Raw genomic sequence first — 23,152 nt, 5'->3', positions numbered from 1 at the left:
GTTTTGTTATCCGGTTTGAAGCCGTATGACCACTCCCTTTTGTGGGCAACTGTCAGGTGAATACCATCTCCATACATTCGACGCTTGCCATCACCTCGATCAGGCTCTGGTGGATTGGTTTTACGCTGCATGTTGGGCTTCGCTGCGCTCTGCACCAACCTACGCTCGCGCCAATCTGCATCAAAGCCCCCATCGGCCACCAGACCGGCCTTGGCCCCACTCTTGCTATGTCTTATCCCATTGATGGCCGTGGCCGCCATAAATCTCCAGCTGTGATCCGCCCCGACCGAGGTGGATTACGGGGGAGGGCGGCCCGGCTGAGACCTTCTGATGGGAGCCGTGACAGTGCAAGACACAACCAAACCCCTCTCCCCGCAGCGCTGGCTGCAGCTGGAGTTAAAGGCCATCGACAGCCAGGTTGGCCGCTGGCAGAGCCGCCGTTTCGAGATTGCGGCGCTCCATCCCGCCGAGCCCAAGGCTGCCGGTGCCTTGCCCCTTACCCTGTTTCGTGACGAGCGAGGGGATTATCGCTTCAACCTGAGCTCCGGCTCGCCCCGCCTCTTTGTCACCGGAAGCCGCGTGGACAGTGGCTTTGTGGCCGATGGCCTCACCCTGAGCCAGACCGTGGCCGCTGCCTATATGGATGGCGAGCGGCAGGTGCTCTCCTGCCCGCTGCCCGAAGCGCTGCAAGCCTGGGTGGAGGCCTTTATCGGCCGCCACGGCGAGCTGCTGGAGGCCCGTCGCAAAGGCAAGAAGGGCAAGGGACGGGCGCAGGATCAGCTCGGTGTCGATACGATAGATCAAGCCAGCTGTGGCGCCGTTAAAGCCACCGGCCCCGATGGCCGCGAGCGTGGTAGCCAAAGCGGAAACAGCGCCCATGAGTGAGTTCCTCAAGCGCTGGTCGTCTCGCAAGAGTGAGGCGCGCAAGCATCAGGTATTGCCGCCGAGGGAAGAGGTTAGCCCCGAGGCAGTTGCCACCCCCATCGAAGGCAGTCGCGAAGCTGGAAACCCAGATACTGCGCTGGATAGCCCCGTAGTCAGCACTGACAAGGGGAGCAGTGAACTCCTTGCCGTTGCGGGGGTTGAGAGTGGCGAACCTCCGCTGAAAACGGCCCAGCCGGGCAAGGCCAAACTCCCCGACAAGGAGGCGCTGCGCGCCATGTTTCGCACTCACAAGCCGGATGGACTCGACGACTACACCCAGGATTTCAGTCAGCCCGAATTGCTGCCCGCAGCCCTGAGCGCCGGGCTGCGCAACTGGCTGGTGGAGCAGGCGACGGCGCCGGATGACGAAGCGCCTCACTTATCCTCCGCCGCACCCGAACCAGCGATTGTGGCCGCCACGGCCATAACCAGCGAGCCGCAAGGGGTGGCTGATAACCATTCTCAAACCCACACCGACGATCGGGACATTTTGGTTGACCATGATGGACAAAATGTCCCAACCAAGGGTGGGGGAATGGAGCATTTGGGATCCTGACTCCCTGCCAGTCACTTTTTTCCTGGGGGAGTTGGCTCGGCTCTTGCTCTCCCAACTGACCAACAAGCACGCCATCCCACGAGGTGGCGCGCACAGGAGTGCATGTGAGCATCGAACAACCCATAACGACATCCGTCGCAACTCTGACCGCCGATGGCGTGGCCGCGCGCAATGAACGTGCCCGCGCCCATGCCCTGCAGCACACGGTCAAGACCGACAACCTGATCCCGACCACCGTCTCCTACCAGAGTCAGGGGCGCCTGCTGCTGGTCGGCGCGGAAGACCGCATTCGCCGCGCCGCCAGCCTGCTGCCCCAAGGAGTGATGCCGACCCTGCTGGTGACCGAGTCGGTGCATGACGCCGAGGCGGCGGATCTCGAGACCATCTTCGAGGCTACCGCCGCCCTGGATGCCCTGACCCTGCGCGAGCCGAGCCTGAGCGGGTATCTCGGTCAGTTTCAGCTCACCGGCCTCAATGGGCAGGGTGAGCGGGTTAACCTAGCGGCGCTCTGTTTTCCACAACAAGCGGCTGCTGTCAGTGAACAGCTACGCGAACCGCGTTTCGATCTGGTGGCCGATCTGGGCCGCGTCCCGCTGTTTGCACTGGAGCGCCCGCCGGTCGGTTATCTGCATCTTTCCGATGACGCGGGCTTGGCCGAACGGCTCGCCGAGCTCTGTGCCCTCACCGGTATCTTCGACAAGCCACGCTATTTTCGCCTCGACCCCGAGGCCTGCGCCTTTACCGCTCGCGGCGTGCCCGGTTGCAGCCGCTGCCTCGATGTCTGCCCGACCGATGCCCTCAAGCCCATCAATGGTCGTATCCAGATCGATCCCCATCTCTGTCAGGGCTTCGGCAGTTGCGCCTCGGCCTGTCCGACCGGGGCGATTGCCTATCACCAGCCCGATGCCAACACCAGCGGCGACTACCTCTTCCGATTGCTCAAGCACTACCGGGAGGCGGGGGGCGACGCGCCCCAGCTGCTGATTGCCGGTGAAAACGAGCGGGAATGGGTCGAAGTCGAACTCACCCGTTTGCCCGCCAACTGGCTGCCGATCTGGGTGGAGGAGAGCGCCAGTTTAGGCATCGAGAGCTGGTTTGCCGCCCTCGCCTATGGCGCCAGCGCGGTGCGCATCGCGCTGGGTGACGATGCCCCCGAGAGCGTCCGGGCGTTGGTTGAGCGGGAGCTGGCGAGCGCCGCCGTGCTCTTGGCGGGCGCCGGTCTCTCTGCTGATCGCATCGCCCTGTTTAACCCGGATGCCGAACAAGATAAGCCGATCTCCTGCGAGCCAGCGGTTGCCCTGCTGGACAAACCGCTCAAAGGAGACAAACGGGAGAACCTGTTTGCCGCCTTCGATGCCCTCTGGCAGGCCAACGAAGGGAGCTGCGAGCCGCTGGTTGTGCCCCACGGCGCCCCTTACGGCAGCGTTGAATTGAAAGAAGCTGACTGCACCCTCTGCATGGGCTGCGTGGCGGTCTGCCCGAGCCGCGCCCTGCATGCGGTGGGGCACACGCCGGGCCTCAACTTTATCGAGCAGGACTGCATCCAGTGCGGCATGTGCGAAAAGGCGTGCCCCGAGCAGGCCATAGTGCTCACGCCCCGCCTGCAACCCGTGCCCGAGGCGCGCCGCGCCGTGCAGAGCCTCAAAGCCGAAGAGGCGGCCTGCTGCATTCGCTGCGCCAAGCCGTTCGCGCCGGCCTCCCTTATCCGCCGCATCCAGCAAAAACTGGCCGGTCACTCCCACTTCCAGAACGAAGCCGCCCAGCGGCTGCTGATGTGCGAGGACTGCCGGGTCAAGGATGTGTTTGCGGCGCTGGCGGCGGATCCCGTCTCCCAGCTCAAGGTGTGAGGGGGCAGTGATGAGCGAACAACATAACGAAAAGGCTGGCGAACTGACCATGACCGAACTGGAACAGAGCAGCGCCGATCTCTACGCCCTGCTGGCGAGCCTCTGGCGCGCCGCCCCCTGTGGCGAACAGCTCGCCTGGCTGCAAGGGTTGCAGGCCATGCCCGGCCCCTTTGCCAGAGGGCTGGGGCTGGTGCAACTGGCGGCCAGCAGCCACCACGAGCACGAGCTTGCCGAGGAGTATCAGGATCTCTTTATCGGGCTGGGGCGCGGGGAGATCGTGCCGTTTGCCTCCTGGTATCTCACCGGCTCCCTGATGGAGCTGCCGCTGGCGGTGCTGCGCGCCGATCTGCAGTCGCTCGGCTTCGAGCGTCAGAGCGGGGTGTGCGAGCCGGAAGATCACCTGGCTGCCCTCTGTGAGGTGATGGCGGTACTGATTGCCGAGCAGCACCCGGATCGCAACCGCTTCTATGAGCGCCACCTTGCCCCCTGGGTACTCGCCTGCTGCCGCGATCAGCAACAGGCGAAAGGGGGCAGCTTCTACCGGGCGGTCGGGGCCCTTGCCGAAGATTTCTTCAAACTGGAACAGGAACTGCGCCTGCCCTTTGGCAGCCCGGTGGTGACGCTGCCATGACGCTGCGCCGCCCACTCATAGCAAAACCGGCTCACCGCAGCCGACCATAACAACAGAGGTCACAGAAAGATGAGCGATGAACAGCTGAAAGACCCGTCCCGCCGCAATCTGATCAAGGGGGTGGGGGTGGTTGCCACCATAGGCGTGCTGGCCGGTGCCACCGGCCGGGTGGTGGGCAAGGAGGTGCTGACCCACGACACCGAACCCGACAAGGGCTATCGGGAGACCCCCCACGTTCACGACTTTTATCGCACCCTGCGCGGCACCGACTGAGCCGGCTCAGTGAAGGAGAACACATGAAACTGACGAAACGTGCCGAGCAGCCCCAGGCGGGCGAGCAGGGCAGCTTGCAAGGCGGTTTGCAAAATAATGGGGCCGCTCGCGGTCAGGGGCTGACCCGTCGCGCCTTTATGGTCAATTCCGGTCTGGTGGCGGGTGGTGCCGTGGCGGCCGGCTGGCTGGCCCCGGCGATGATGCAGCGGGCCGAGGCCAAGACCGTGGCGGCCGAGGTGCCGGTCGAGGTGAAGCGCACCATCTGCTCCCACTGCTCGGTGGGCTGCGGCGTCTATGCCGAGGTGCAGAACGGCGTCTGGACCGGTCAGGAGCCGGCCTTCGATCACCCCTTCAACCTTGGCGGTCACTGCGCCAAGGGGGCGGCCCTGCGCGAGCATGGCCACGGCGAGCGTCGCCTCAAGTACCCGATGAAGCTGGTGGGCGGCAAGTGGCAGCGCATCAGCTGGGAGCAGGCCATCGAAGAGGTGGGCAACGAGGTGCTGCGCCTTCGCAAGGAGTCCGGCCCCGACAGCGTCTACTGGCTCGGCTCCGCCAAGCACTCCAACGAGCAGGCCTACCTGTTTCGCAAGATGGCGTCGCTTTGGGGCACCAACAACGTGGATCACCAGGCGCGTATCTGCCACTCCACCACGGTCGCCGGCGTCGCCAACACCTGGGGCTACGGCGCCATGACCAACAGCCTGAACGACATGCACAACAGCAAGTCGATCATGTTCATCGGCTCCAACCCGGCGGAGGCCCACCCGGTCGCCATGCAGCACATCCTGCTGGCCAAAGAGCGCAACGGCTGCAAGATCCTGGTGGTCGACCCGCGCCGCACCCGCACCGCCGCCAAGGCGGACATGTATCTCTCATTGCGTCCGGGCACCGACGTCGCCTTTATCTGGGGCATGCTCTGGCACATCTTCAAGAACGGCTGGGAAGACAAGGAGTTCATCCGCACCCGCGTCTTTGGCATGGACGAGGTACAAAAAGAGGTGGCGCGCTGGACCCCGGCCGAAGTGGAGCGGGTGACCGGCCTCAATGAAAAAGAGGTGTATGGCGCCGCCAAGCTGCTCTCCGACAACCGCCCCGGCTGCGTGGTCTGGTGCATGGGCGGCACCCAGCACACCACCGGCAACAACAACACCCGCGCTTACTGCATCCTCGAACTGGCCCTCGGCAACGTGGGCAAGAGCGGGGCGGGCACCAACATCTTCCGTGGTCACGACAACGTGCAGGGTGCCACCGACTTTGGCGTCACCTCCGACTCATTGCCTGGTTACTACGGGCTGGAAGAGGGCTCCTGGAAGCACTGGGCCCGGGTGTGGGACGTTGATTACGAGTGGATCAAGGCCCGCTTTGACAGCAAGGCCTACAACGGCAAGCTGCCGATGAACAACAACGGCATTCCGGTCTCCCGCTGGGTAGACGGGGTGCTGGAGAACGCCGATCTCATCGAGCAGGGGGCCAATATCCGCGCCATGTTCTACTGGGGCCATGCGGTCAACTCCCAGACCCGCGGCCCGGAGATGAAGAAGGCGATGCAAAAGCTCGACATGATGGTGATTGTCGACCCGTACCCCACCGTCGCCGCCGTCATGAACGATCGTACCGACGGCGTCTACCTGCTGCCGGCCACCACCCAGTTCGAGACCTATGGTTCCGTCACCGCCACCAACCGCTCCATGCAGTGGCGCGACAAGGTGGTTGAGCCGCTGTTCGAATCCAAGGTGGACCACGAGATCATGTATCTCTTGAGCAAGAAGCTCGGCTTTGCCGATGAGCTGTTCAAGCACATCAAGGTGGAGAACAACGAGCCGCTCTTGGAAGACATCACCCGCGAATACAACCGCGGCATGTGGAGCGTGGGCTACACCGGCCAGAGCCCGGAGCGGCTCAAGGCGCACCAGCAGAACTGGCACACCTTCCACAAGACCAACCTCAAGGCCGAAGGAGGTCCGGTCAGCGGCGAAGTGTACGGTCTGCCCTGGCCCTGCTGGGGCACCCCTGAGATGAAGCACCCCGGCAGCCATATCCTCTACGACACCAGCATTCCGGTCTCGCAAGGGGGCGGCGGTTTCCGTGCCCGTTTCGGCATCGAGTATCAGGGCGTCTCGCTGCTGGCGGAAGACTCCTGGCCGAAGGGGAGCGAAGTGGAGGATGGCTATCCCGAGATCACCGCCGATCTGATGAAACAGCTCGGCTGGTGGGATGAGCTGACCGAGGCCGAGAAGAAAGAAGCTGAGGGGCGCAACTGGAAGACCGATCTCTCCGGTGGCATCCAGCGGGTCGCCATCAAGCACGGCTTCGTCCCCTACGGCAACGCCAAGGCACGCTGCGTGGTGTGGACCTTCCCGGATCAGGTGCCCAAGCACCGCGAGCCGCTCTACACCCCGCGCCGGGATCTCTTGGCCGACTACGCCACCTGGCCCGATGCCAAGAGCCTGTGGCGCCTGCCGACCCAGTACGCCTCGGTGCAGGAGAAGGACGTCAGCAAGGAGTTCCCGATCATCCTCACCTCCGGTCGTTTGGTGGAGTACGAGGGGGGCGGCGACGAGACCCGCTCCAACCCCTGGCTGGCTGAATTGCAGCAGGAGATGTTCGTCGAGATGAACCCGGCGGATGCCAACGACGTCGGCGTGCGCGACGGTCAGGATGTGTGGGTCGAGGGGCCGGAAGGGGGCCGGGTCAAGGTGAAGGCGCTGGTGACCCCGCGGGTCAAACCTGGGCTCGCCTTTATGCCGTTCCACTTCGGCGGCCACTTCGAGGGCAAGGATCTGCGATCCAAATATCCGGAAGGGTCTGACCCCTATGTGCTGGGGGAGTCGGTCAACATAGTCACCACCTATGGCTATGACCCGGTCACCCAGATGCAGGAGACCAAGGTCACCCTGTGCCGTTTTCGCCAAGTAGGAGCCTGATCTCATGGCCAGAATGAAATTCATGTGTGACACCAAGCGCTGCATCGAGTGCAACGGCTGTGTGACGGCGTGCAAGAACGAGAACGACGATGCCCTCGAGTGGGGCATCCAGCGCCGCCGGGTGGTGACCCTCAACGACGGCCTGCCGGGTGAGACCTCCATCTCGGTCGCCTGCATGCACTGCACCGACGCCCCCTGCATGGCGGTCTGCCCGGCCGACTGCTTCTATCACACTGACGACGGCATCGTGCTGCACAACAAGGATCTCTGTATCGGTTGTGGCTACTGCCTGTTTGCCTGCCCGTTCGGGGCGCCCCAGTTCCCGAAGACCGCCGCCTTTGGCGATCGGGGCAAGATGGACAAGTGCACCTTCTGCGCCGGTGGCCCTGAAGAGGATCACAGTGAGGCGGAGCGCCAGAAGTACGGTGCCAACCGCATCGCCGAGGGCAAGCTGCCCATGTGCGCCGAGCTCTGCTCCACCAAGGCGCTGCTGGCGGGGGATGCGCAGGTCATCTCCGACATCTTCCGCGAGCGGGTCGCCTATCGCGGCGCCAAGGAAGCAGGCTGGGGCAGCGGTGAAGAGCTGTTTTACGACGCCAGCAAGGCGGGCAAGGGAGGGGCGGCATGAAAACCTGGCTAATGGCCCTGTTTGCCGCCCTGCTGCTGGTGAGTACCGCCAGCTTCGCCGACGCAGAAAAAGAGGCGGTCGGCTTTGCCGGTGCCGACTACTGGCGGGCGGTGAAGGACGGGCAGGAGGGGGTGACCACCTCCCGCTCGCCGGAGCACGGGGTGCTCATCTCGGTGCCGGGCCAGCTCTGGTTCGAGGTGAAGACCAAGTGGGTGTCGCCGCTCGGTGCCATCGCCATCTTCGGCTCCTTGGCCATGTGCGGCCTGATGTACTGGGCGGTGGGGCCGACCAAGCTCTCCAAGCCGCGCACCGGGCGTAAGCTCAAGCGCTGGAGCCGGCTCGATCGGGCGCTGCACTGGACCACGGCGGGCATGTTCCTGACCCTGTCCGGCTCGGGGCTGGCCATCATCTACGGCAAGCACTTCATCAAGCCGGTGGTGAGCATGGGGGTGTGGGAGAACTGGATCTGGTTCGCCAAGGTGTTCCACAACTACGTGGGGCCGCTCTTCTTCCTCTGCCTGCTCGGGGTGCTCATCAAGTGGTTCCGCCACAACATCGTCAACATGGTGGACGTGCAGTGGTTTATGAAGGCGGGCGGCATGCTGGGACCCCACAAGGGGAGTCACCCCTCGGCGGGCTTCTCCAACGGCGGCGAGAAGGCGATCTTCTGGCTGCTGATCTGGTTTGGCGGCATCGTGGTGGCGACCGGGCTGTTTCTGGACTTCCCCATCTTCGGCCAGCTGCGTCGCCAGATGGAGTGGGCCAGCTTCATCCATATCGTAGGCGCCTTGATCCTCATCTGCGGCTTCATCTTCCATATCTACATGGGCCTGTTCCAGCTGGAAGGGGCGCTGGAGGGGATGGTGACCGGCGAGGTGGACGAGACCTGGGCCAGGGAGCACCACGACCTCTGGTATGAAGAGGTGAAGCACCAGCTCGACGAGCCTAAAACGGGCAAGTCCGGCTGAGGCTGGCCGCGACATCAGGATGAAAGAGAAGGGGCGCTGCGGCGCCCCTTTGTTGTACGCGCAACTTAACCGATATGCATGGTCTGAATAAGGCCGAAGTCCGTCCTGCCACGGTTTTTGGCCGCAGGGTATGCCCAAGCTCACAAAATAAAACGACCAAACGTCATATGATTGATTTCATTATGAGTCTTGCTCTCCTGCCGAACGGCAATTTCACGTAAATCAAAGAGAATGACTATGGCTACCGGACAATATCTGCTGTGGAAAGATGCACAGGGACAAGATTTTCGCCCCGTTGCACTGACTGGCACCGATCTGCTCAACGATCGCAACCTCAACAAGGGTACCGCCTTCACCGAACAGGAGCGCGCCGACTTCGAGCTCGACGGCCTGTTGCCTCCCCAGGTTCAAACGTTTGAAGCCCAGCTGGAGCGGGTTTATCAGGGCTTTTTGAGCGCCTGCAGCGACATCGAGAAGTACCAGAACCTGCGGGCCCTGCAGGATCGCAACGAGACTCTGTTCTACGCCCTGCTGGCACGCCACGTGGAGGAGATGACCCCCTACATCTATACCCCGACCGTGGGCAAGGCGTGTCAGGAGTTCAGCCACCGCTTCCAGAAGCCACGCGGCCTCTACATCACCCCGAAGAACGTCGAGGACATGGGCTCCCTGGCCCGTCATCTCGATGCCAAGTCGGTGCGCATCATAGTCGTGACCGACAGCCAGGGGATCCTGGGGATCGGTGACCAGGGGGTGGGCGGCATGGGCATCCCCATCGGCAAGCTCTCCCTCTATACCCTGGGGGCCGGCATCCATCCCGCCTGCTGCCTGCCTATCGCGCTGGACGTGGGCACCGACAACCAGGCGCTGCTGGATGACCCCATGTATCTGGGCCAGCCCCACAAGCGCATTCGCGGCAAGGAGTACGACGACTTCATCGACAAGTTCGTGGCCGGGGTCAAGCGCCACTTCCCCAATGCCGTGTTGCAGTGGGAGGACTTCAGCAAGTCCAACGCCTTTAACAACCTCTCCCGTTATCAGCAGTCCCTGCCGTCGTTCAACGACGACATTCAGGGGACCGGGGCCGTGGTGCTGGCGGGCATCATAGGGGCGGTCAAGGTCAAGGGCGAGACCCTGGGCCAGCAGAACTACCTGGTCTATGGCGCCGGTGCCGGCGGGGTCGGGGTGGCGGATCAGATCTGTGCGGGCATGATCCGCGAAGGGCTGGATCCCCAGGCGGCCCGCGATCGCATCTACATCCTGGATACCCAGGGGCTGGTGTGCGACAACCGCGAGGGGCTCGACGAATACAAGCGCCGCTACGCCAAGCCGGGCCTGTTGCTGTCGGGCTGGGACACCGAAGTGCCCGGCAAGGCCAACCTGACCGACGTGCTGCGTCACGTGCCCATCACGGTACTGCTGGGGACCAGCGGTGCGGGTGGCGCCTTCAAGGAGCAGCATATCCAGCTGATGCTCAACCACTGTGCGCGCCCCATGGTATTCCCGCTCTCCAACCCGACCGCCAACTGCGAGGCGCTGCCGGAGGACATCTATCGCTGGAGCCAGGGCAAGGCCATCGTCGCCACCGGCAGCCCGTTCAAGGATGTGCACTACGAGGGGCAGGAGTTCCGGGTCGGCCAGGGCAACAATGTCTTCATCTTCCCGGGGGTGGGGCTGGCGGCCATCGTCAGCCAGATCCGCGAGATCACGCCGGACATCTTCACCACAGCGGCCTTTGCGCTGGCGGAGTGCGTGAGCGAGGTGGACCTGGCGAAGGGGGCCGTCTATCCGCGCATTCGCGAGCTGCGCAGCATCTCGGTGCATGTGGCGACGGCGGTGCTCAAGGACATAGTGCGGCGGGATCCCTCCCATCCGCTGATCGGTCAGGATCTGCAGCAGCACATCCTCAACCACATGTGGGAGCCGGTCTATCTGCCCTACCGCCGGGTATGACGGGCGTAAGCTTGCACTTGCAATAGTTGCAATAGAAGAGGGGTGGCCATGGCCACCCCTCTTTGTTTTGTCACCTGAGCGGTCAGCTATCTTGTCAGCCGCGCAGCGGCAGCCAGTGCCCCGCCTTGCTGCGGCAGGCGGTGTCCTGCCACTGCTGGCTGGCCTGGCCTATATAGAGCTGCTCGCGATAGCCGCGACACCAGAGACCGTTGGGATGGCGAAAGGTGCGCAGCGGCGTGACGCTGCCCGAGTGGCGGCTGGCGGGGTTGAACCAGGTGAGGCTCTGACCCTTGGGACGGGTTTGCAGCGCCTCGGCCAGCGCCTGGTTGGCCAGCGCCACGTCCTGCTTGTCCATCTGGTGGTAGAGCGGGGCGGCGCTTTGGCTGGCGCAGGCGGACAACCACAGCGCCAGGCAGATCAGCAGATAACGGCTCATGGTTGCTCCTTGCTGTTGAACCCCTGCTGGATCAGGGCCTGCTCCTGTGCATCGGTCAGGGTCTGGCCGCGATCGTCGACCGTACCATCCCCCCGCAGCTTGTTACCGTCAGCATCGACGGCATCCATGCCGTTGTCGTCGACCGTGCCGTCGCCCCGGATCTCGTTGCCATTGGCATCGACGGCATCCATGCCGTTGTCATCGACCGTACCATCGCCCCGGATCTCGTTGCCGTTGGCATCGACGGCGTCTACCCCGTTGTCGTCGACCGTGCCGTCACCCCGGATCTCGTTGCCGCTGGCATCGACGGCGTCCACTCCGTTGTCATCGAGGCCGTTGCCCAGGCCTCGTCCACCACCGTGACGATCGCCGCCAGCGTGACGTTCCCCGCCGCCATGCTGTTCGCCACCGGCATGGCGATCCCCTCCGGCATGTTGCTCGCCGCCGGCGTGCTCCCCACCGCCGTTGTCGTCACTGCCATGGCTGCCGCCGTCGCTGTCACTGCCGCCGCCACCGCTGCTGCCGCCGTCGCTGTCACTGCCACCACCGCCACTGTTGCTGCCGCCGTCGCTGTCACTGCCACCTCCACCGCTGCTGCTTCCACCTCCACTGCTACTACCGCCGCCACCACTGCTGCTTCCACCACCACTGTCACCCCCACCGCTATTGCCGTCGCCATCCTTGTTGTGAACGATCAGCCCATTGGCGATATAGCTGTGGCTGCCATCCAGGATCAGGTTGAACAGTGCCGTGGTGGGCGAGGCATCAATCCAGCAGAGGGACTCCACCAGCAGCAGGGCGGGCTGCGGAGCCAGCGCCAGGTTGCCTGCGCTGCCGTGCTCAGACCAGCCCAGCAGGTGCATGCCGGTAAAGAGCGGCAGCACGGCTAGGGTCGGGTTTTCGGTGCGGGTCATGGCCGGCGCGATGGCCGCCCAGCCGCGGGTGGTCAGGAAGGGGTGCTCGGCAGTGAAGAAGGGAGCCAGCCGGTTGATTCCATAGAGACGGCGCTCTCCCAGCAGCACCCGCTCGACCGCGAGGATGAGGTTGCTGCGGCCATATTGATCCCGCACCCGTTCACCGGCCTGCAGGGTCTCGATGGGGCGCTCCTCTCCGTCGGCCATCAGGATGCGGGTGCCGGTCACGAAACAGGACTTGGCATAGGCCTGATTCACCTGCCACTGATGGTGGCTGAAGTCATAGCTCAGCGGGGTGGCAAACAGGGCCAGGGCGATGGCCGAACCCACCAGCAGTCGGCGCTGGCTGGGCTTGAAAGCGGGCAGTGACATGGGGGACTCCTTGTCCGGCTGGGTTCACGTCATCAAGTATAGGGCGGGCTGATGGAGGGGCAGGGGAGCCATTGACAAACAAAACAGCATGGAAAAACGATTGGCGCCGGCCATAAAAGTGCGTAAAATCGCTTCCTCGATGCTTGTAGCAACGAATCCCGCCTAAAAAGCCAGTTTCATGCCCTCCCCAAGCAGTAAGAGGCAACAAATGATGCCGAATGGCTCATTCAGTGCCTTGAAAAAGTCTTGTGATAACTGAAAAGTGTCAAATATCCCTGTCAGTTATCAAAAAATTAAGGACATCCATGTTTTCCTTAGTCAAGCAAAGCGTCGCCGGGCTGCAAATCCTGTTTGTCGCCTTCGGTGCCATGGTGCTGGTGCCCCTGCTCACCGGACTGAACCCCTCCATGGCCCTGCTTGGTGCCGGTGTAGGCACCCTGCTGTTCCAGCTCTGCACCCGCCGCCAGGTCCCGATTTTCCTCGGTTCCAGCTTTGCCTTCATCGCCCCCATCATTTACGCCACTCAGACCTGGGGACTGCCCTCCACCATGTTCGGTCTGTTTGCCGCCGGTTTCATGTACTTCATCCTGGCCGCGCTCATTCGTGCCCGCGGCATGGGCTTTGTGCACAAGCTGCTGCCGCCTGTGGTGATCGGCCCGGTGATCATGGTGATCGGCCTGTCGGTGGCCCAGGTGGCCTGCAACATGGCCATGGGTCGTGCCGGCGGTGAGCAGGTGATGCCTGCCTCGACGGCGCTGACCCTGGCCGGCATCTCGCTGGCGGTCACCCTGATTGCGGCGGTGTTCTGCAAGGGCTGGATCAAGCTCATCCCCATCCTGTGTGGCGTGATTGCGGGCTATGTCTCTGCCGTGCTGATGGGGCAGGTGAGTTTCGACGGCATGGTCAACGCCCCCTGGCTGGCGCTGCCCCACTTCGTGACCCCGGAGATCAACTGGGCTGCGGCACTGTTCATGCTGCCGGTAGCCATCGCCCCCTGTATCGAACACATCGGCGGCGTGCTGGCCATCGGTGGCGTGACCGGCAAGGATTACACCAAGAACCCGGGTCTGCACCGTACCCTGGCCGGTGACGGCATCGGCGTCTGCTTCGCCGGCTTCATCGGTGGTCCTCCCGTCACCACCTATGCCGAAGTGACCGGCGCCGTGATGATCACCCGCAACTTCAACCCGGTCACCATGACCTGGGCCGCGGTGTTCGCCATCATTCTGGCCTTCTTCGGCAAGTTCAACGCCCTGCTCACCTCCATCCCGATGCCGGTGATGGGCGGCATCATGTTGCTGCTGTTCGGATCCATCGCCGCCATCGGTCTCAAGACCCTGGTGGAGTCCAAGGTCGATCTGGGGCTGTCGCGCAACATCGCCATCGTGGCGGTGACCCTGACCGTGGGTGTCGGCGCGCTGGAGATGAAGATCGGTGACTTCGCCCTGGCGGGCGTGGGTCTGGCCTCGGTGGCCGCCATCCTGCTCAACCTCATCCTGCCCCAGCACTCCGAAGAGGGTGCCATGGAAAGCGCCAAGGATTGAGTCAACGGACGGCGTATCCCTGTCTTGCAGAGGCCACCTCAGGGTGGCCTCTCTCTTTTCCGCCATCTGATACATCGCTGGGCCGGTGGAGTTTTAATACGTATAAAGTCAATAACTTGCTCACCGGCAGGCGTTGTCGTCCGAGAGTATCCGCCAGCCTCAAAATGGGGGTTGATTGAAGCCTGTCTGGCCAGGGCACCATTTGACGGATCCCTGTTCCTGACCTTTGCTAAAGGTCAGGTTTGACACTGTGCTGTGCGGATCAGTATGAAAAAAGAGGCGTTTACGCCCCCCATCATGGGATGCATCTTCCTCTCTTCTTATGATGCTGTTCTTGCCGTTGCACCCTGCGAAACCACCCCATCTGCTTGCCGCCGACATGACGAAGGCGCGGCAAACCGTGCAAGCCGGCACGATCCGATAAGGGTCGTAAGGGTCCGCACATCGACTGGTGCGGACATTGAGGGACGAGCTGTGAGCAAAGTGAGGTTGCAATGAAATATCAACTGTTGTGGAAAAGCGCCCTGTTCTCGGCCTCTTCGGTGCTGGCGCTGGGAGCCGTACAGGCGGCACCCTTGAACGTGATGACCGAGGATTATCCGCCGTTCAACATGCAGGGGGAGGGGGGCAAGATAGTCGGCCTCTCCACAGAGGTGGTGGAGGAGCTGTTCAAGCGGGCCGGGGTCGAATACAAGCTGAGCATGATGCCCTGGAAGCGTGCCTACGAAGATACCCTCAGCACGCCCAATACCGCCCTGTACTCCACCACGCGCACGCCGGAGCGGGAAAACCTCTTCAAGTGGGTCGGGCCGCTGGTCAACAACAACTGGGTTTTCTTTGCCAATCCGTCTTCCACCATTACGGTCAACTCCTTGGAAGATGCGAAGCAGTATTCGGTTGGGGGCTACAACGGTGATGCCGCTGCCGAATATCTCAAGGCGCAAGGGTTTGGCAAGCTGCAACTGGCGGCCAACGATACCGCCAACGTGAAGAAACTGGAGGCTGGTCGCATCGATCTCTGGGCGACCGGGGAGTACCTGGCCCCCTATCTGGCCGCCCAGGAGAAGACGTCCAGTCCCAAGCCGGTGTTTGTGTTCAAGGAAACCCAGATGAGCCTGGCTTTCAACAAGGAAGCCCCGGATGAGCTCATCAACAAGCTCAACGAGATCCTGGCCGCCATGAAGGCGGATGGCACCATCGACAAGATCAATGCCAAGTACCATTAAGTTGTAACAAGACGTCGTTGCCGATATCGGGAGGGAACCATGGGTTGGAATAGTCTGACGTTCAGGATTGCCGTGCTGACCTCCCTGTCGGTGAGTCTGCTGCTGGTGTTGTTTGGTGGATATAACTACAACGCCGCCAGGGAGGAGAGCTACCGCCGACAGGCCGAGATGGTCGAGCAGGCCATCAGCCGGTTGCAGCTCTCCTTGCCTGGTCCGCTGTGGAATTACGAATCGGCTTTTGTCGAGGCATCCCTCAAATCCGAGCTGGCCACGGATGCGCTTAGCAGCCTGCTGGTGGTCAACAAGGACAAGCTGGTAGCGGGGTTTGTCCGTGATGATGCCGGTGAAATTCAGGCCGTGGCAAAGCTGCCCGCCGATCTGGGCAGCCACGCCAGTCATGAGCTGGTCTACGACGACAACGGCCAGCTCAAGACGGTGGCCAATCTGCTGGTGGTCAGCAGTGATCGGGCCATTTTAATCCAGTTGCGCCATCTGCTCATCACCACCGTCTGGCAGATAGTGGTGCTGGACGTCGGCATCATCCTGTTGCTGATGGTCTTGATCCACCGCAATGTGCTGCGTCCCTTGCGGCAGATGAACTCCGCAGTCTTCGATCTGGCCCAGGGAGATGGAGATCTGACCCAGCGCCTCAAGATCCGCCGGCATGACGAGATGGGGGCACTGGCTGGCAACATCAATCAATTCATTGCCAAGCTGCAAGGGACAGTGTCGGAGATAAACACTCTGTCGGCAGGCGTCTTGCAGACGGCGGAGCTGTGTGATTCGCTGGCGACCGATACCCGGCGCGGCAGCGCTGAACAGCAGTCAGAGCTGGATCAGGTCGCGACCGCCATCACCCAGATGAGTCATGCGGTACAGGAAGTGGCGGGCAATGCGGTCAAGACATCCGGTGCGACCGATGAAGCCAGCCTCTATGTGGAGCAGGGTTACAAGCTGGCCGGTCAGGCCAATGAAGCCATTCATCAGCTGGTCGGCGAGGTGGAGCGGGTCGCCAACCTGATCCGCTCCTTGTCGAGCGAGAGCAGCAGCATCGGCAACATCATCGAAGTGATCAACGGCATTGCCGAACAGACCAACCTGCTGGCCCTCAATGCCGCCATTGAAGCGGCCAGAGCCGGGGATCAGGGGCGCGGGTTTGCCGTGGTAGCCGATGAGGTGAGAACGCTGTCCGGCCGTACACGCCAGTCGACCGAGGAGATCAGTGCCAGTATCGCGCGCTTGCAGCAGGCGACCCACAATCTGGTGTCAGGCATGCAGCAAAGTCAGGACAAGGCCTCTCAGGCGGGGGCACAAGCCGCCGACGTGCAGCTCTCGGTTGAGAAGATAAAGACCCAGGTCGGCCTTATCCGTGAAATGAACATGTATATCGCCCAGGCCTCGGAAGAGCAGCACTCGGTGGCGGAAGAGGTCAGCAACAGCGTCAATCGCATCGCCGGGCTCAACAACGACAGTGCGGCGCGGGTGGGGCAGGTAGCTGATGCCAGCAGTGATTTGCGCCAGCTGTCGGCTCAGTTGGACAGTCTGCTCAAACAGTTCAGGGTGTGAGCTCCGGGCGTCAGCGATCTGGCCGTCCAGGCAGAGGAGTGGATGATGGGAATAACCAGGATGCTTGTCCTGTTCTGGGCTCTGTGGGCAGGAGGATTGCAGGCCGGGTCCGTCAGGTATCAGGTCGAAGGGCGGATGTTCGAAGGTTATCATCTGGCGGGGGCCAGTCAGCAGTCAACCCTGGTGCTGCTGGTTCATGACTGGGATGGGTTGACCGAGTATGAAATGAAACGTGCCGACATGCTGGCGGCCTTGGGTTACCGGGTGTTTGCCGCCGACCTGTTCGGCGTTGGCGTGAGACCCACTGCGGTGGAGGATAAAAAGCGGCTGACAGGGGCGCTATACCAGGACAGGGCGAGCATGCGGGCCCTGCTCGCCGGGGCGCTGGCCGAGGCCACGAGGTTGGGAGGGAAACCGGAAAAGGTCGTGGCGCTCGGTTACTGTTTCGGAGGGGCCGCCGTGCTGGAGCTGGCCCGCAGCGGGGCGGATCTGCACGGTACAGTGAGCGTGCATGGCGGGTTGGAGACGCCGCCAGGTCAGAACTACCAACGGGTAAGGGGACGTGTGCTGATACAGCATGGCAGTGCTGACGAGGCGGTCAGCCTGGGGCAGTTTGCCGCCTTGATCGGCGAGCTGGAGAGGGCCGGCATCAGCCATGAAGCGACCAGTTACAGTGGCGCCCCTCACGCATTCAGTGTGTTTGGATCAGACAGGTACCACGCCGAAGCCGATGCCCTTGCCTGGCAACGCCTGGTCGGTTTTCTGGCAGAGATCTCCGCAAAGTAACCCTGTGCGCTGGTTTGCAAGCCATGGCATTGCCATGGCTTTTTGCTGTCTGTTGATCATGACTGATGGCGTGCCAGTACGCTCACCCACATGGCCCCGTCCCCCACGTGATAGCGTGCCAGCAGGGTCAGGGCGCCGCTGATCGGGTCGATGCGATGCACCGCCAGCTGGTGGGAAGCCTGCCCGGCCGCCAGCAGCCAGTGGCCGCTCTGGTCGATGGCAAAACCGCGGGGCATGGTCTCGGTCGGGAAGTGGCCGACCACGCCGAGCTCGCCATCCGGCGCGATGGCGAACTGGGTCAGCAGGCTGCTGGCCCGCTCGCTGCTGTAGAGAAAACGCCCATCGGGTGTCACGTGCAGATCCGCCCCCCAGCGCTCCCCCTGATAACCGGCTGGCAGCATGGAGAGGCTCTGACAGAGCCGGATCCCGCCATCGGCGGTGGGTCGGTAGCGGTTGATGGTGCAGTCGAGCTCGTTGAGGCAATAGAGGTCGCCATTGCTCGGGTGCTGCGTCAGATGGCGCGGCCCGGCACCGCTGGCGGTCACCAGATCTCCCAGCGGATGGGGGCGCAGCCTCCCCTCCTTGCAGAGCAGAAAGCGGCGGATGCAATCCTCCTTGAGGCAGGCGACCAGCACCTCCTGCTCGGCCTGCTTATTTGCACGCAGCAGGGTGACCGAATGGGCGGCCTGCAAGCCGTCGAGCTGCTGGTGGGGGGGCTCTGCCCGGCCGTCGGCGCCGATGGCGGAGACGGTAACCTGATTGAAGGCATAGGAGGCCGCCAGCAGGAAGCGGCCGTCGGCCGAGATGGCGGTGTGGGAGGCGCTGCCCGCCAGCGGTGCCGAACCCTGCGTTTCCAGCCGGCCATCGGCCTCGATGCGATAGCTTATCAGGGCGAAATCGGGGCGCACGGCGGCATGGAGCCAGCGCCCGTTCGGGCTGATCACCAGCGGCTGGACCTGGCCCGGGGTGTCGACCACCTGCAATGGCGTGAGTTCCCCAGTATCGGCCAGGGCAAACACGTGGATCTGCTGGCTGGCGGGGCTCGCCACATAAACGACCTGCTGCATCTGTTTTTCACTCCTTGTGATGGGCAACCGCAGGCCATCTTATCCTCTTTCGCGCCCGGCTGGCGCTACTCTTTTGCCCGGCCCGGGCAGACCACCTGACGGGCCTTGAGATGGTAGAGCTCCACCTGCGGGTGGCTGAAAAAGCCCACTTCCCACGGGTTCTTCTGCACGAAGTCGGCGCGGATAGGTTCGAACAGCGGGTGATCCTGCGGGATCTGGTAAGCATCGGCGGCGATGATGGTGTAGTTCCACTCGATGGCGCGGGTGTAGGTGAACACCGCCCGCGAGTCGATGGCGAAGTGGCAGCGGCCGTCGCGTTTGAGCAACTGCGACTTGAAGGTCTCGGGGAAGGTGATGAAGAAGATGTCGTCCTCATCGGAGGAGAGAAACGCCAGTACCGTGGTGTGGGGCTGGGACTGGGCCCGGGTCACCAGCACCCCGATCTTGTTCTCAACCTCACGCAAGTCAGGCACCGGCAGGCCGGTGAGCGGGGTGACCGGCAGCTCGCTAGCGGGACGTTCATCGGCCGGATGTTGATAGCCCGGCTGGGCGAAGCCGTAGACCACCCGGTTGCCGTACCAGAGTTCGAACTGCAGCGGGGTGACCTGCACCCTGTCCGGAGCGGTGCGGGCGATCACCCCTTTGTAGGAGACGCGATAGACGCTCAAGGAGGCGTCGTACTCGTCGACCCCGGTGCGGTTGTCCAGATGCAGGGTGATCTTCTCCCCCACCGCCAGCTGGTGCCCCTTGGGGAAGGTCAGCAGCAGCTCGTTGTCTGGCTGGATCTCGACCCCGCAGATGTAGACGCCGGTCTCCTTGCTGGCGGGGTCGACATAGGTGGCGGCCACCCCGAGCAGGGGAGAGCCGAGAAAAGAGAGCAGAGAGGGTTGGGAACTCATGGCGCACCTTGGCAAATGTGGGGGATCGGCTCCTCAGTGTATGGCGGCCGACCGGGATTGGCAGGCCCCTCATCCGGGGAGGCAAGCGTTTCAGGCTAGCGACAAACCGTGCCCCATTCTGGCCGGCCCGTCACAAAACCAGCGCAAGCGGTGGGCCACCGACACAAAAAAGGCCCCTTGCGGGGCCTTCGAATGAGATAAGGGGCTGCCTTAACCGGGCTGGGGGCCCGGCAGGGCGGGAGGTTGGGTGGAGTCGGACTCCACCTTCTGCTCTTCATCCTTCATGTTCTTGATGTAGACATCCATCTGGTTGAACGCGATCTCGATGCCGTTTTCGCGGAACAGCTGGTCTATCTTGCGGTTCAGCTCGTCCACCGCCGGGTTGCGATCGCCGAGCTCGCTCACGAAGAAGCGCAATTCGTGATCCAGGGTGCTGGCACCGAAGGTGAGGAAGTAGACGATGGGCGCCGGATCCTTGAGCACGCGGCTGTTCTCGTCCGCCGCCTGCTTGAGCAGGGTACGAGTCAGCTCCAGGTCAGAACCGTAGGCCACACCTACCCGTACGATGACCCGGGTGACCGTATCGCTCAACGACCAGTTGATGAGCCGCTCGGTCATCAGCTGCTGGTTGGGGATGATCACCTCCTTGCGGTCGAAGTCGGTCAGGGTGGTGGCGCGAATGCGGATCCGCGAGACCGTGCCGGAGAAGGAGCCGATGGTGACGGTGTCACCGATCCGCACCGGACGCTCGAACAGTATGATGATGCCGGAGACGAAGTTGGAGAGGATCTCCTTCATGCCAAAACCGATACCGACTGACAGGCCACCCGCTACCCACTGCAGCTTGTCCCACTGTACCCCCATCATGGAGAGGGCGGTCAGCGAGCCGACCCCGATCAGCACGTAGTTGAGCATGGTGGTGATGGCGTAGGCCGTGCCCTGGGCCAGGTTCAGCTTGGAGAGCACCAGCACCTCCAGCAGACCCGGCAGGTTGCGGGCCAGCGACCAGGCACCGCCCAGCAGCAGGAAGCCTATCAGCACGTCGCTCAGGCTGATGGGGAACAGCACGGCATTGGCCCCTGTCCCTTCAGTGCGGTGCCACAGCACCATGCTGTCGAGGTAGGAGAAGACCGCCACCAGATCGGACCAGAGCCAGTAGAAGGCGACGCCGAAGATCAGCAGCAGCACGGTACGGGTCAGACGCAGCGACTGCTGGCTGACATCCTCCAGATCCATGGGCTGCTCTTCGATGGTGTCTCCCCCTTCCGCATCCTCCTGGGCCTTGTGTTCGCGTTTGGCCACCGCACGGCGATAGGCCAGGCGACGGGCCGCGAGCTCGAGGCCGCGCAGGGCGGTACGATAGACCAGGCTCCAGAGGATGAGCAGGTAGAAGGACTCGATCAGCCTGCCGGTGAGTTTCAGGGCCGTGTAGTAGTAGCCCAGTCCCACCAGCACTATCAGCGCCACCGGTGCCAGCGCCAGGGCGATGGCGGTGATGGACTGCTGCATGCTCGCTTCGCCCTTGATGCGGGCGCGGGAGATGGGGAACACCAGGTAGGCGGCCAGCCCCAGCAGGGCCAGGGTCAGCGCCTGACCCACCACGTCGTTGCCAAGGGAGGAGGGTTCCACCACCGCCTTGGTCGACAGCATGATGAGCGGCAGCAAGGGCACCCAGAGGTAGCGCATGCTGGTGCGCTTGGCCTGCAGATCGGCTTTCGGAATGCGGAAGTGGCTCTCGGCGATGCCGCCCGGCCGCATCACCGCCAGATAGACGCTGAACACCAAATAGCCGAGCGCCAGGTTGAGGGTGATCTGGAAAATCAGCTTGGAGCTGAGCAGACCGCAGTCAGTCAGCAGCAGGCCGGCAGCCAGGATGAACAGGCTGCCCGGCAGGCGTTGCAGCACGGTATAGCAGAGGGCTGCCGGGGTGTGCCACTGGCTGTCCTGGCGAAAGCGCCCCAGATCCTTGGTGATCTTCTTCTGCCGCTCGATCAGCGTCGGGCGCTTCCAGATCAGCAGGCCACCTATCAGCAGCAGCGGCAGGGCCAGCAGGGTGATGGGCAGCAAGGTCTCACCCCAGCCGCTCCAGTCCGGTTTCAGCACCCAGTCGGAGGCCTGCTTGTAGGCCTGGGCCGGCCAGCTGATGAACCACTTGCCATCGATGGGCTTGTTGCTGCTCACCCAGAAGATGTGCTGCTGCAGGGTAAATTCGATGGAGGAGTAGATCCGCGCCAGCTGCTGCTGGGTCAGCTGCAGACTGATGGCGTTGGTCAGCTGGGCATCCAGCTGGCGGTTGAGCTGGTCGAGCAGGCTGATGCGGGTGTCGAGCAGCTTGGAGAGGCTGGCTCTGTCCTCCTCGCTCACCGGCTCGCTGCTGCTTGCGATCAGGTTGTCCAGATACTGGGTCTTCTGGAACAGCTGGTCGCGCTGCTGGCTCAGTTCGAACTGGGCCAGGTGCAGGTCGGCGATCTGTTCTTCCAGGTTTTTCACCAGGGTGGAGGGGGAGGACTCCAGCTGCTGGTAGAGCTGATAGAGGATGCGCGACAGCAGCAGGTTGCCCTTGAGCATCTGCACCTGTTCGTTGAGGTTGCGCTCGGTCTGGGTGCCGCGCTCCAGCCAGCTCTTGGCCTGCAGGTTCTTCTGCACCAGCGAGTTGAGGCTGGCGGTGGCGCTGACCAGTTGCTGGCTGAGCTGGTGGTTGAGCTCCTGCTCCTTTTGCACCAGCGGGCTGTCGGCGGCGGCCACCAGCTCACCGGTCTGTTCGGCGGTCTTCTCGGTGTCGCCCAGGCGCTTGGCACTGCTCTGCTCCTGCAGCAGTTGCAGCTTCTGCTCTTCGCTCGCGAGGCGGGCGGTCTGGTAGTCGCGCTGTTTGACAGCCAGATCCTGCATGCTGGTGCGGTTGTCCAGCTCCTTCTGCAGGTTGGCCAGCTGCAGATCCAGCAGGGCCAGCTCGGCATTGAGCTTCATTTTCTCGGCGCTGCTCACCCCGTCACCGGCGTTGAGACGGGTACGGATCTCCTGGCTGCGCTGATAGGCGCGGCTCATGCTGGCCTGGGCCCGCTCCGGCAGGGTCTGCAGGTTGGTGAGCTGGCTGCCGATGGTGCCGAGGGCCTCCTGGGCATCCTGCATGTTGGCCATGACGTCGGGCTGGCGACTCTCCAGCTCGCTCAGGCTCATGCTGGCGTATTCGCTCTTGATCTGCTCGGCGCTCTTGCCCTGGGTCAGGGCATCCAGTCTGGCGCTGATGTCGCGCAGCTCGGCCGGCAGGGAGCGAACGCGCTCGTTCTGGCTTCTGGCCTTGCTCTTCTCTTTCTCGATGCTGTCGAGCAGGGAGAGGGTGTCGGTCAGGAATTTCTGGTCGGCCTGCTGGCTGACGGTGAGGGTGTCCGACTTGCCGAGGGCGTCGAGCGCCCGTTGTACGCTGGCGCGTTGGGGCACGTCCTGCGCCATGGCTTGCGGGGCGCAGAGACTGACGAGTAAGCAGAGCAGCGGCAACAGGGTGGCCGAGGCTCTTTTGAACGGTATTGAGAGCATAAAACTTCCGGGTTATTACGCGATATTCGGGAGATGTCCCACTTGGATTAAATCCGCGTGGATTCTAACACCGGGCAGAAAGGGGCAGCAGGGGGGCAAGATAA

Annotated in this window: 19 protein-coding genes; 13 read left to right on the top strand and 6 right to left on the bottom strand. The window is 63.0% G+C overall.

Annotation, left to right across the window (positions count from 1 at the left end; translation table 11 throughout):
* Positions 1-260, bottom strand: a 260-nt coding sequence (locus G5134_RS12235) for a hypothetical protein (RefSeq protein WP_421232037.1), incomplete at its 3' end; no start/stop codon positions are given.
* A 70-nt stretch (positions 261-330) separates the two neighbouring features.
* On the opposite strand from G5134_RS12235, the gene G5134_RS12230 reads away from it, so the two are divergent.
* From G5134_RS12230 to G5134_RS12190, 9 genes are all read left to right on the top strand, one after another.
* Entirely contained in the window at positions 331-885 is a 555-nt protein-coding gene (locus G5134_RS12230) for a DUF3305 domain-containing protein (protein ID WP_065016894.1), read from the top strand.
* A complete protein-coding gene (locus G5134_RS12225; protein WP_065016895.1) occupies positions 878-1,480 on the top strand; it encodes a DUF3306 domain-containing protein in 603 nt (200 codons plus the stop codon). Before G5134_RS12230 ends, G5134_RS12225 begins: the two co-directional genes overlap by 8 nt.
* A gap of 104 nt (positions 1,481-1,584) precedes the next feature.
* Positions 1,585-3,327 (top strand): 4Fe-4S dicluster domain-containing protein, encoded by a 1,743-nt coding sequence (locus G5134_RS12220; protein WP_065016896.1) that lies wholly within the window; start codon positions 1,585-1,587, stop codon positions 3,325-3,327.
* A gap of 10 nt (positions 3,328-3,337) precedes the next feature.
* On the top strand, positions 3,338-3,958 hold the full coding sequence (locus G5134_RS12215; RefSeq protein WP_017785182.1) for a TorD/DmsD family molecular chaperone: 621 nt from the start codon (positions 3,338-3,340) through the stop codon (positions 3,956-3,958).
* A 69-nt stretch (positions 3,959-4,027) separates the two neighbouring features.
* On the top strand, positions 4,028-4,231 hold the full coding sequence (locus G5134_RS12210; RefSeq protein WP_005303194.1) for a transcriptional initiation protein Tat: 204 nt from the start codon (positions 4,028-4,030) through the stop codon (positions 4,229-4,231).
* 23 nt (positions 4,232-4,254) lie between these two features.
* The gene (locus G5134_RS12205; protein ID WP_421232036.1) at positions 4,255-7,155 is read left to right on the top strand and encodes a formate dehydrogenase subunit alpha; all 2,901 of its coding nucleotides are present in this window, start codon (positions 4,255-4,257) and stop codon (positions 7,153-7,155) included.
* A gap of 4 nt (positions 7,156-7,159) precedes the next feature.
* A complete protein-coding gene (gene fdh3B / locus G5134_RS12200) occupies positions 7,160-7,783 on the top strand; it encodes a formate dehydrogenase FDH3 subunit beta (protein WP_011706855.1) in 624 nt (207 codons plus the stop codon).
* Positions 7,780-8,751, top strand: coding sequence for a formate dehydrogenase subunit gamma (locus tag G5134_RS12195; RefSeq protein WP_065016897.1), 972 nt, complete (start codon positions 7,780-7,782; stop codon positions 8,749-8,751). Before fdh3B ends, G5134_RS12195 begins: the two co-directional genes overlap by 4 nt.
* A 237-nt stretch (positions 8,752-8,988) precedes the next feature.
* Positions 8,989-10,704: an NAD-dependent malic enzyme gene (locus G5134_RS12190; protein ID WP_010633297.1), complete on the top strand. Its 1,716-nt coding sequence runs from the start codon at positions 8,989-8,991 to the stop codon at positions 10,702-10,704.
* 94 nt (positions 10,705-10,798) lie between these two features.
* On the opposite strand, the gene G5134_RS12185 is transcribed toward G5134_RS12190, so the two are convergent.
* Together G5134_RS12185 and G5134_RS12180 are read right to left on the bottom strand one after the other, a co-directional pair.
* Positions 10,799-11,140 (bottom strand): RT0821/Lpp0805 family surface protein, encoded by a 342-nt coding sequence (locus G5134_RS12185; RefSeq protein WP_065016898.1) that lies wholly within the window; start codon positions 11,138-11,140, stop codon positions 10,799-10,801.
* A complete protein-coding gene (locus G5134_RS12180; protein ID WP_065016899.1) occupies positions 11,137-12,426 on the bottom strand; it encodes a hypothetical protein in 1,290 nt (429 codons plus the stop codon). The genes G5134_RS12185 and G5134_RS12180 overlap by 4 nt, the downstream gene beginning before the upstream one ends.
* 305 nt (positions 12,427-12,731) lie before the next feature.
* Here G5134_RS12180 and G5134_RS12175 point away from each other — a divergent pair, with 305 nt between their 5' ends.
* The 4 genes from G5134_RS12175 (at position 12,732) to G5134_RS12160 (ending at position 17,548) form a co-directional block, all read left to right on the top strand.
* Positions 12,732-13,970 carry a uracil-xanthine permease family protein gene (locus G5134_RS12175; RefSeq protein ID WP_019839748.1) on the top strand — a complete coding sequence of 413 codons (1,239 nt, stop codon included), beginning with the start codon at positions 12,732-12,734 and terminating at the stop codon, positions 13,968-13,970.
* 494 nt (positions 13,971-14,464) lie between these two features.
* Entirely contained in the window at positions 14,465-15,196 is a 732-nt protein-coding gene (locus G5134_RS12170; protein WP_017781973.1) for a substrate-binding periplasmic protein, read from the top strand.
* 39 nt (positions 15,197-15,235) lie between these two features.
* Positions 15,236-16,762, top strand: coding sequence for a methyl-accepting chemotaxis protein (locus G5134_RS12165; RefSeq protein ID WP_041202920.1), 1,527 nt, complete (start codon positions 15,236-15,238; stop codon positions 16,760-16,762).
* Between the two features lie 45 nt (positions 16,763-16,807).
* Entirely contained in the window at positions 16,808-17,548 is a 741-nt protein-coding gene (locus G5134_RS12160; protein WP_065016900.1) for a dienelactone hydrolase family protein, read from the top strand.
* Between the two features lie 56 nt (positions 17,549-17,604).
* Here G5134_RS12160 and G5134_RS12155 read toward each other — a convergent pair whose 3' ends face one another.
* The 3 genes from G5134_RS12155 to mscK form a co-directional block, all read right to left on the bottom strand.
* Positions 17,605-18,615: a beta-propeller fold lactonase family protein gene (locus tag G5134_RS12155; RefSeq protein ID WP_065016901.1), complete on the bottom strand. Its 1,011-nt coding sequence runs from the start codon at positions 18,613-18,615 to the stop codon at positions 17,605-17,607.
* A gap of 65 nt (positions 18,616-18,680) precedes the next feature.
* On the bottom strand, positions 18,681-19,514 hold the full coding sequence (locus G5134_RS12150) for a hypothetical protein (protein WP_421232035.1): 834 nt from the start codon (positions 19,512-19,514) through the stop codon (positions 18,681-18,683).
* 210 nt (positions 19,515-19,724) lie between these two features.
* Entirely contained in the window at positions 19,725-23,048 is a 3,324-nt protein-coding gene (mscK, locus tag G5134_RS12145; protein ID WP_421232034.1) for a mechanosensitive channel MscK, read from the bottom strand.
* Positions 23,049-23,152: the final 104 nt, after the last annotated feature.

The sequence above is a fragment of the Aeromonas sp. 600276 genome (genome assembly GCF_049175815.1).
In the GTDB taxonomy this organism is placed as follows: Bacteria; Pseudomonadota; Gammaproteobacteria; order Enterobacterales; family Aeromonadaceae; genus Aeromonas; species Aeromonas dhakensis.
The sequence above is the reverse complement of the archived record's forward strand: the minus strand, read 5'-3'. Positions and strand labels throughout refer to the sequence as shown.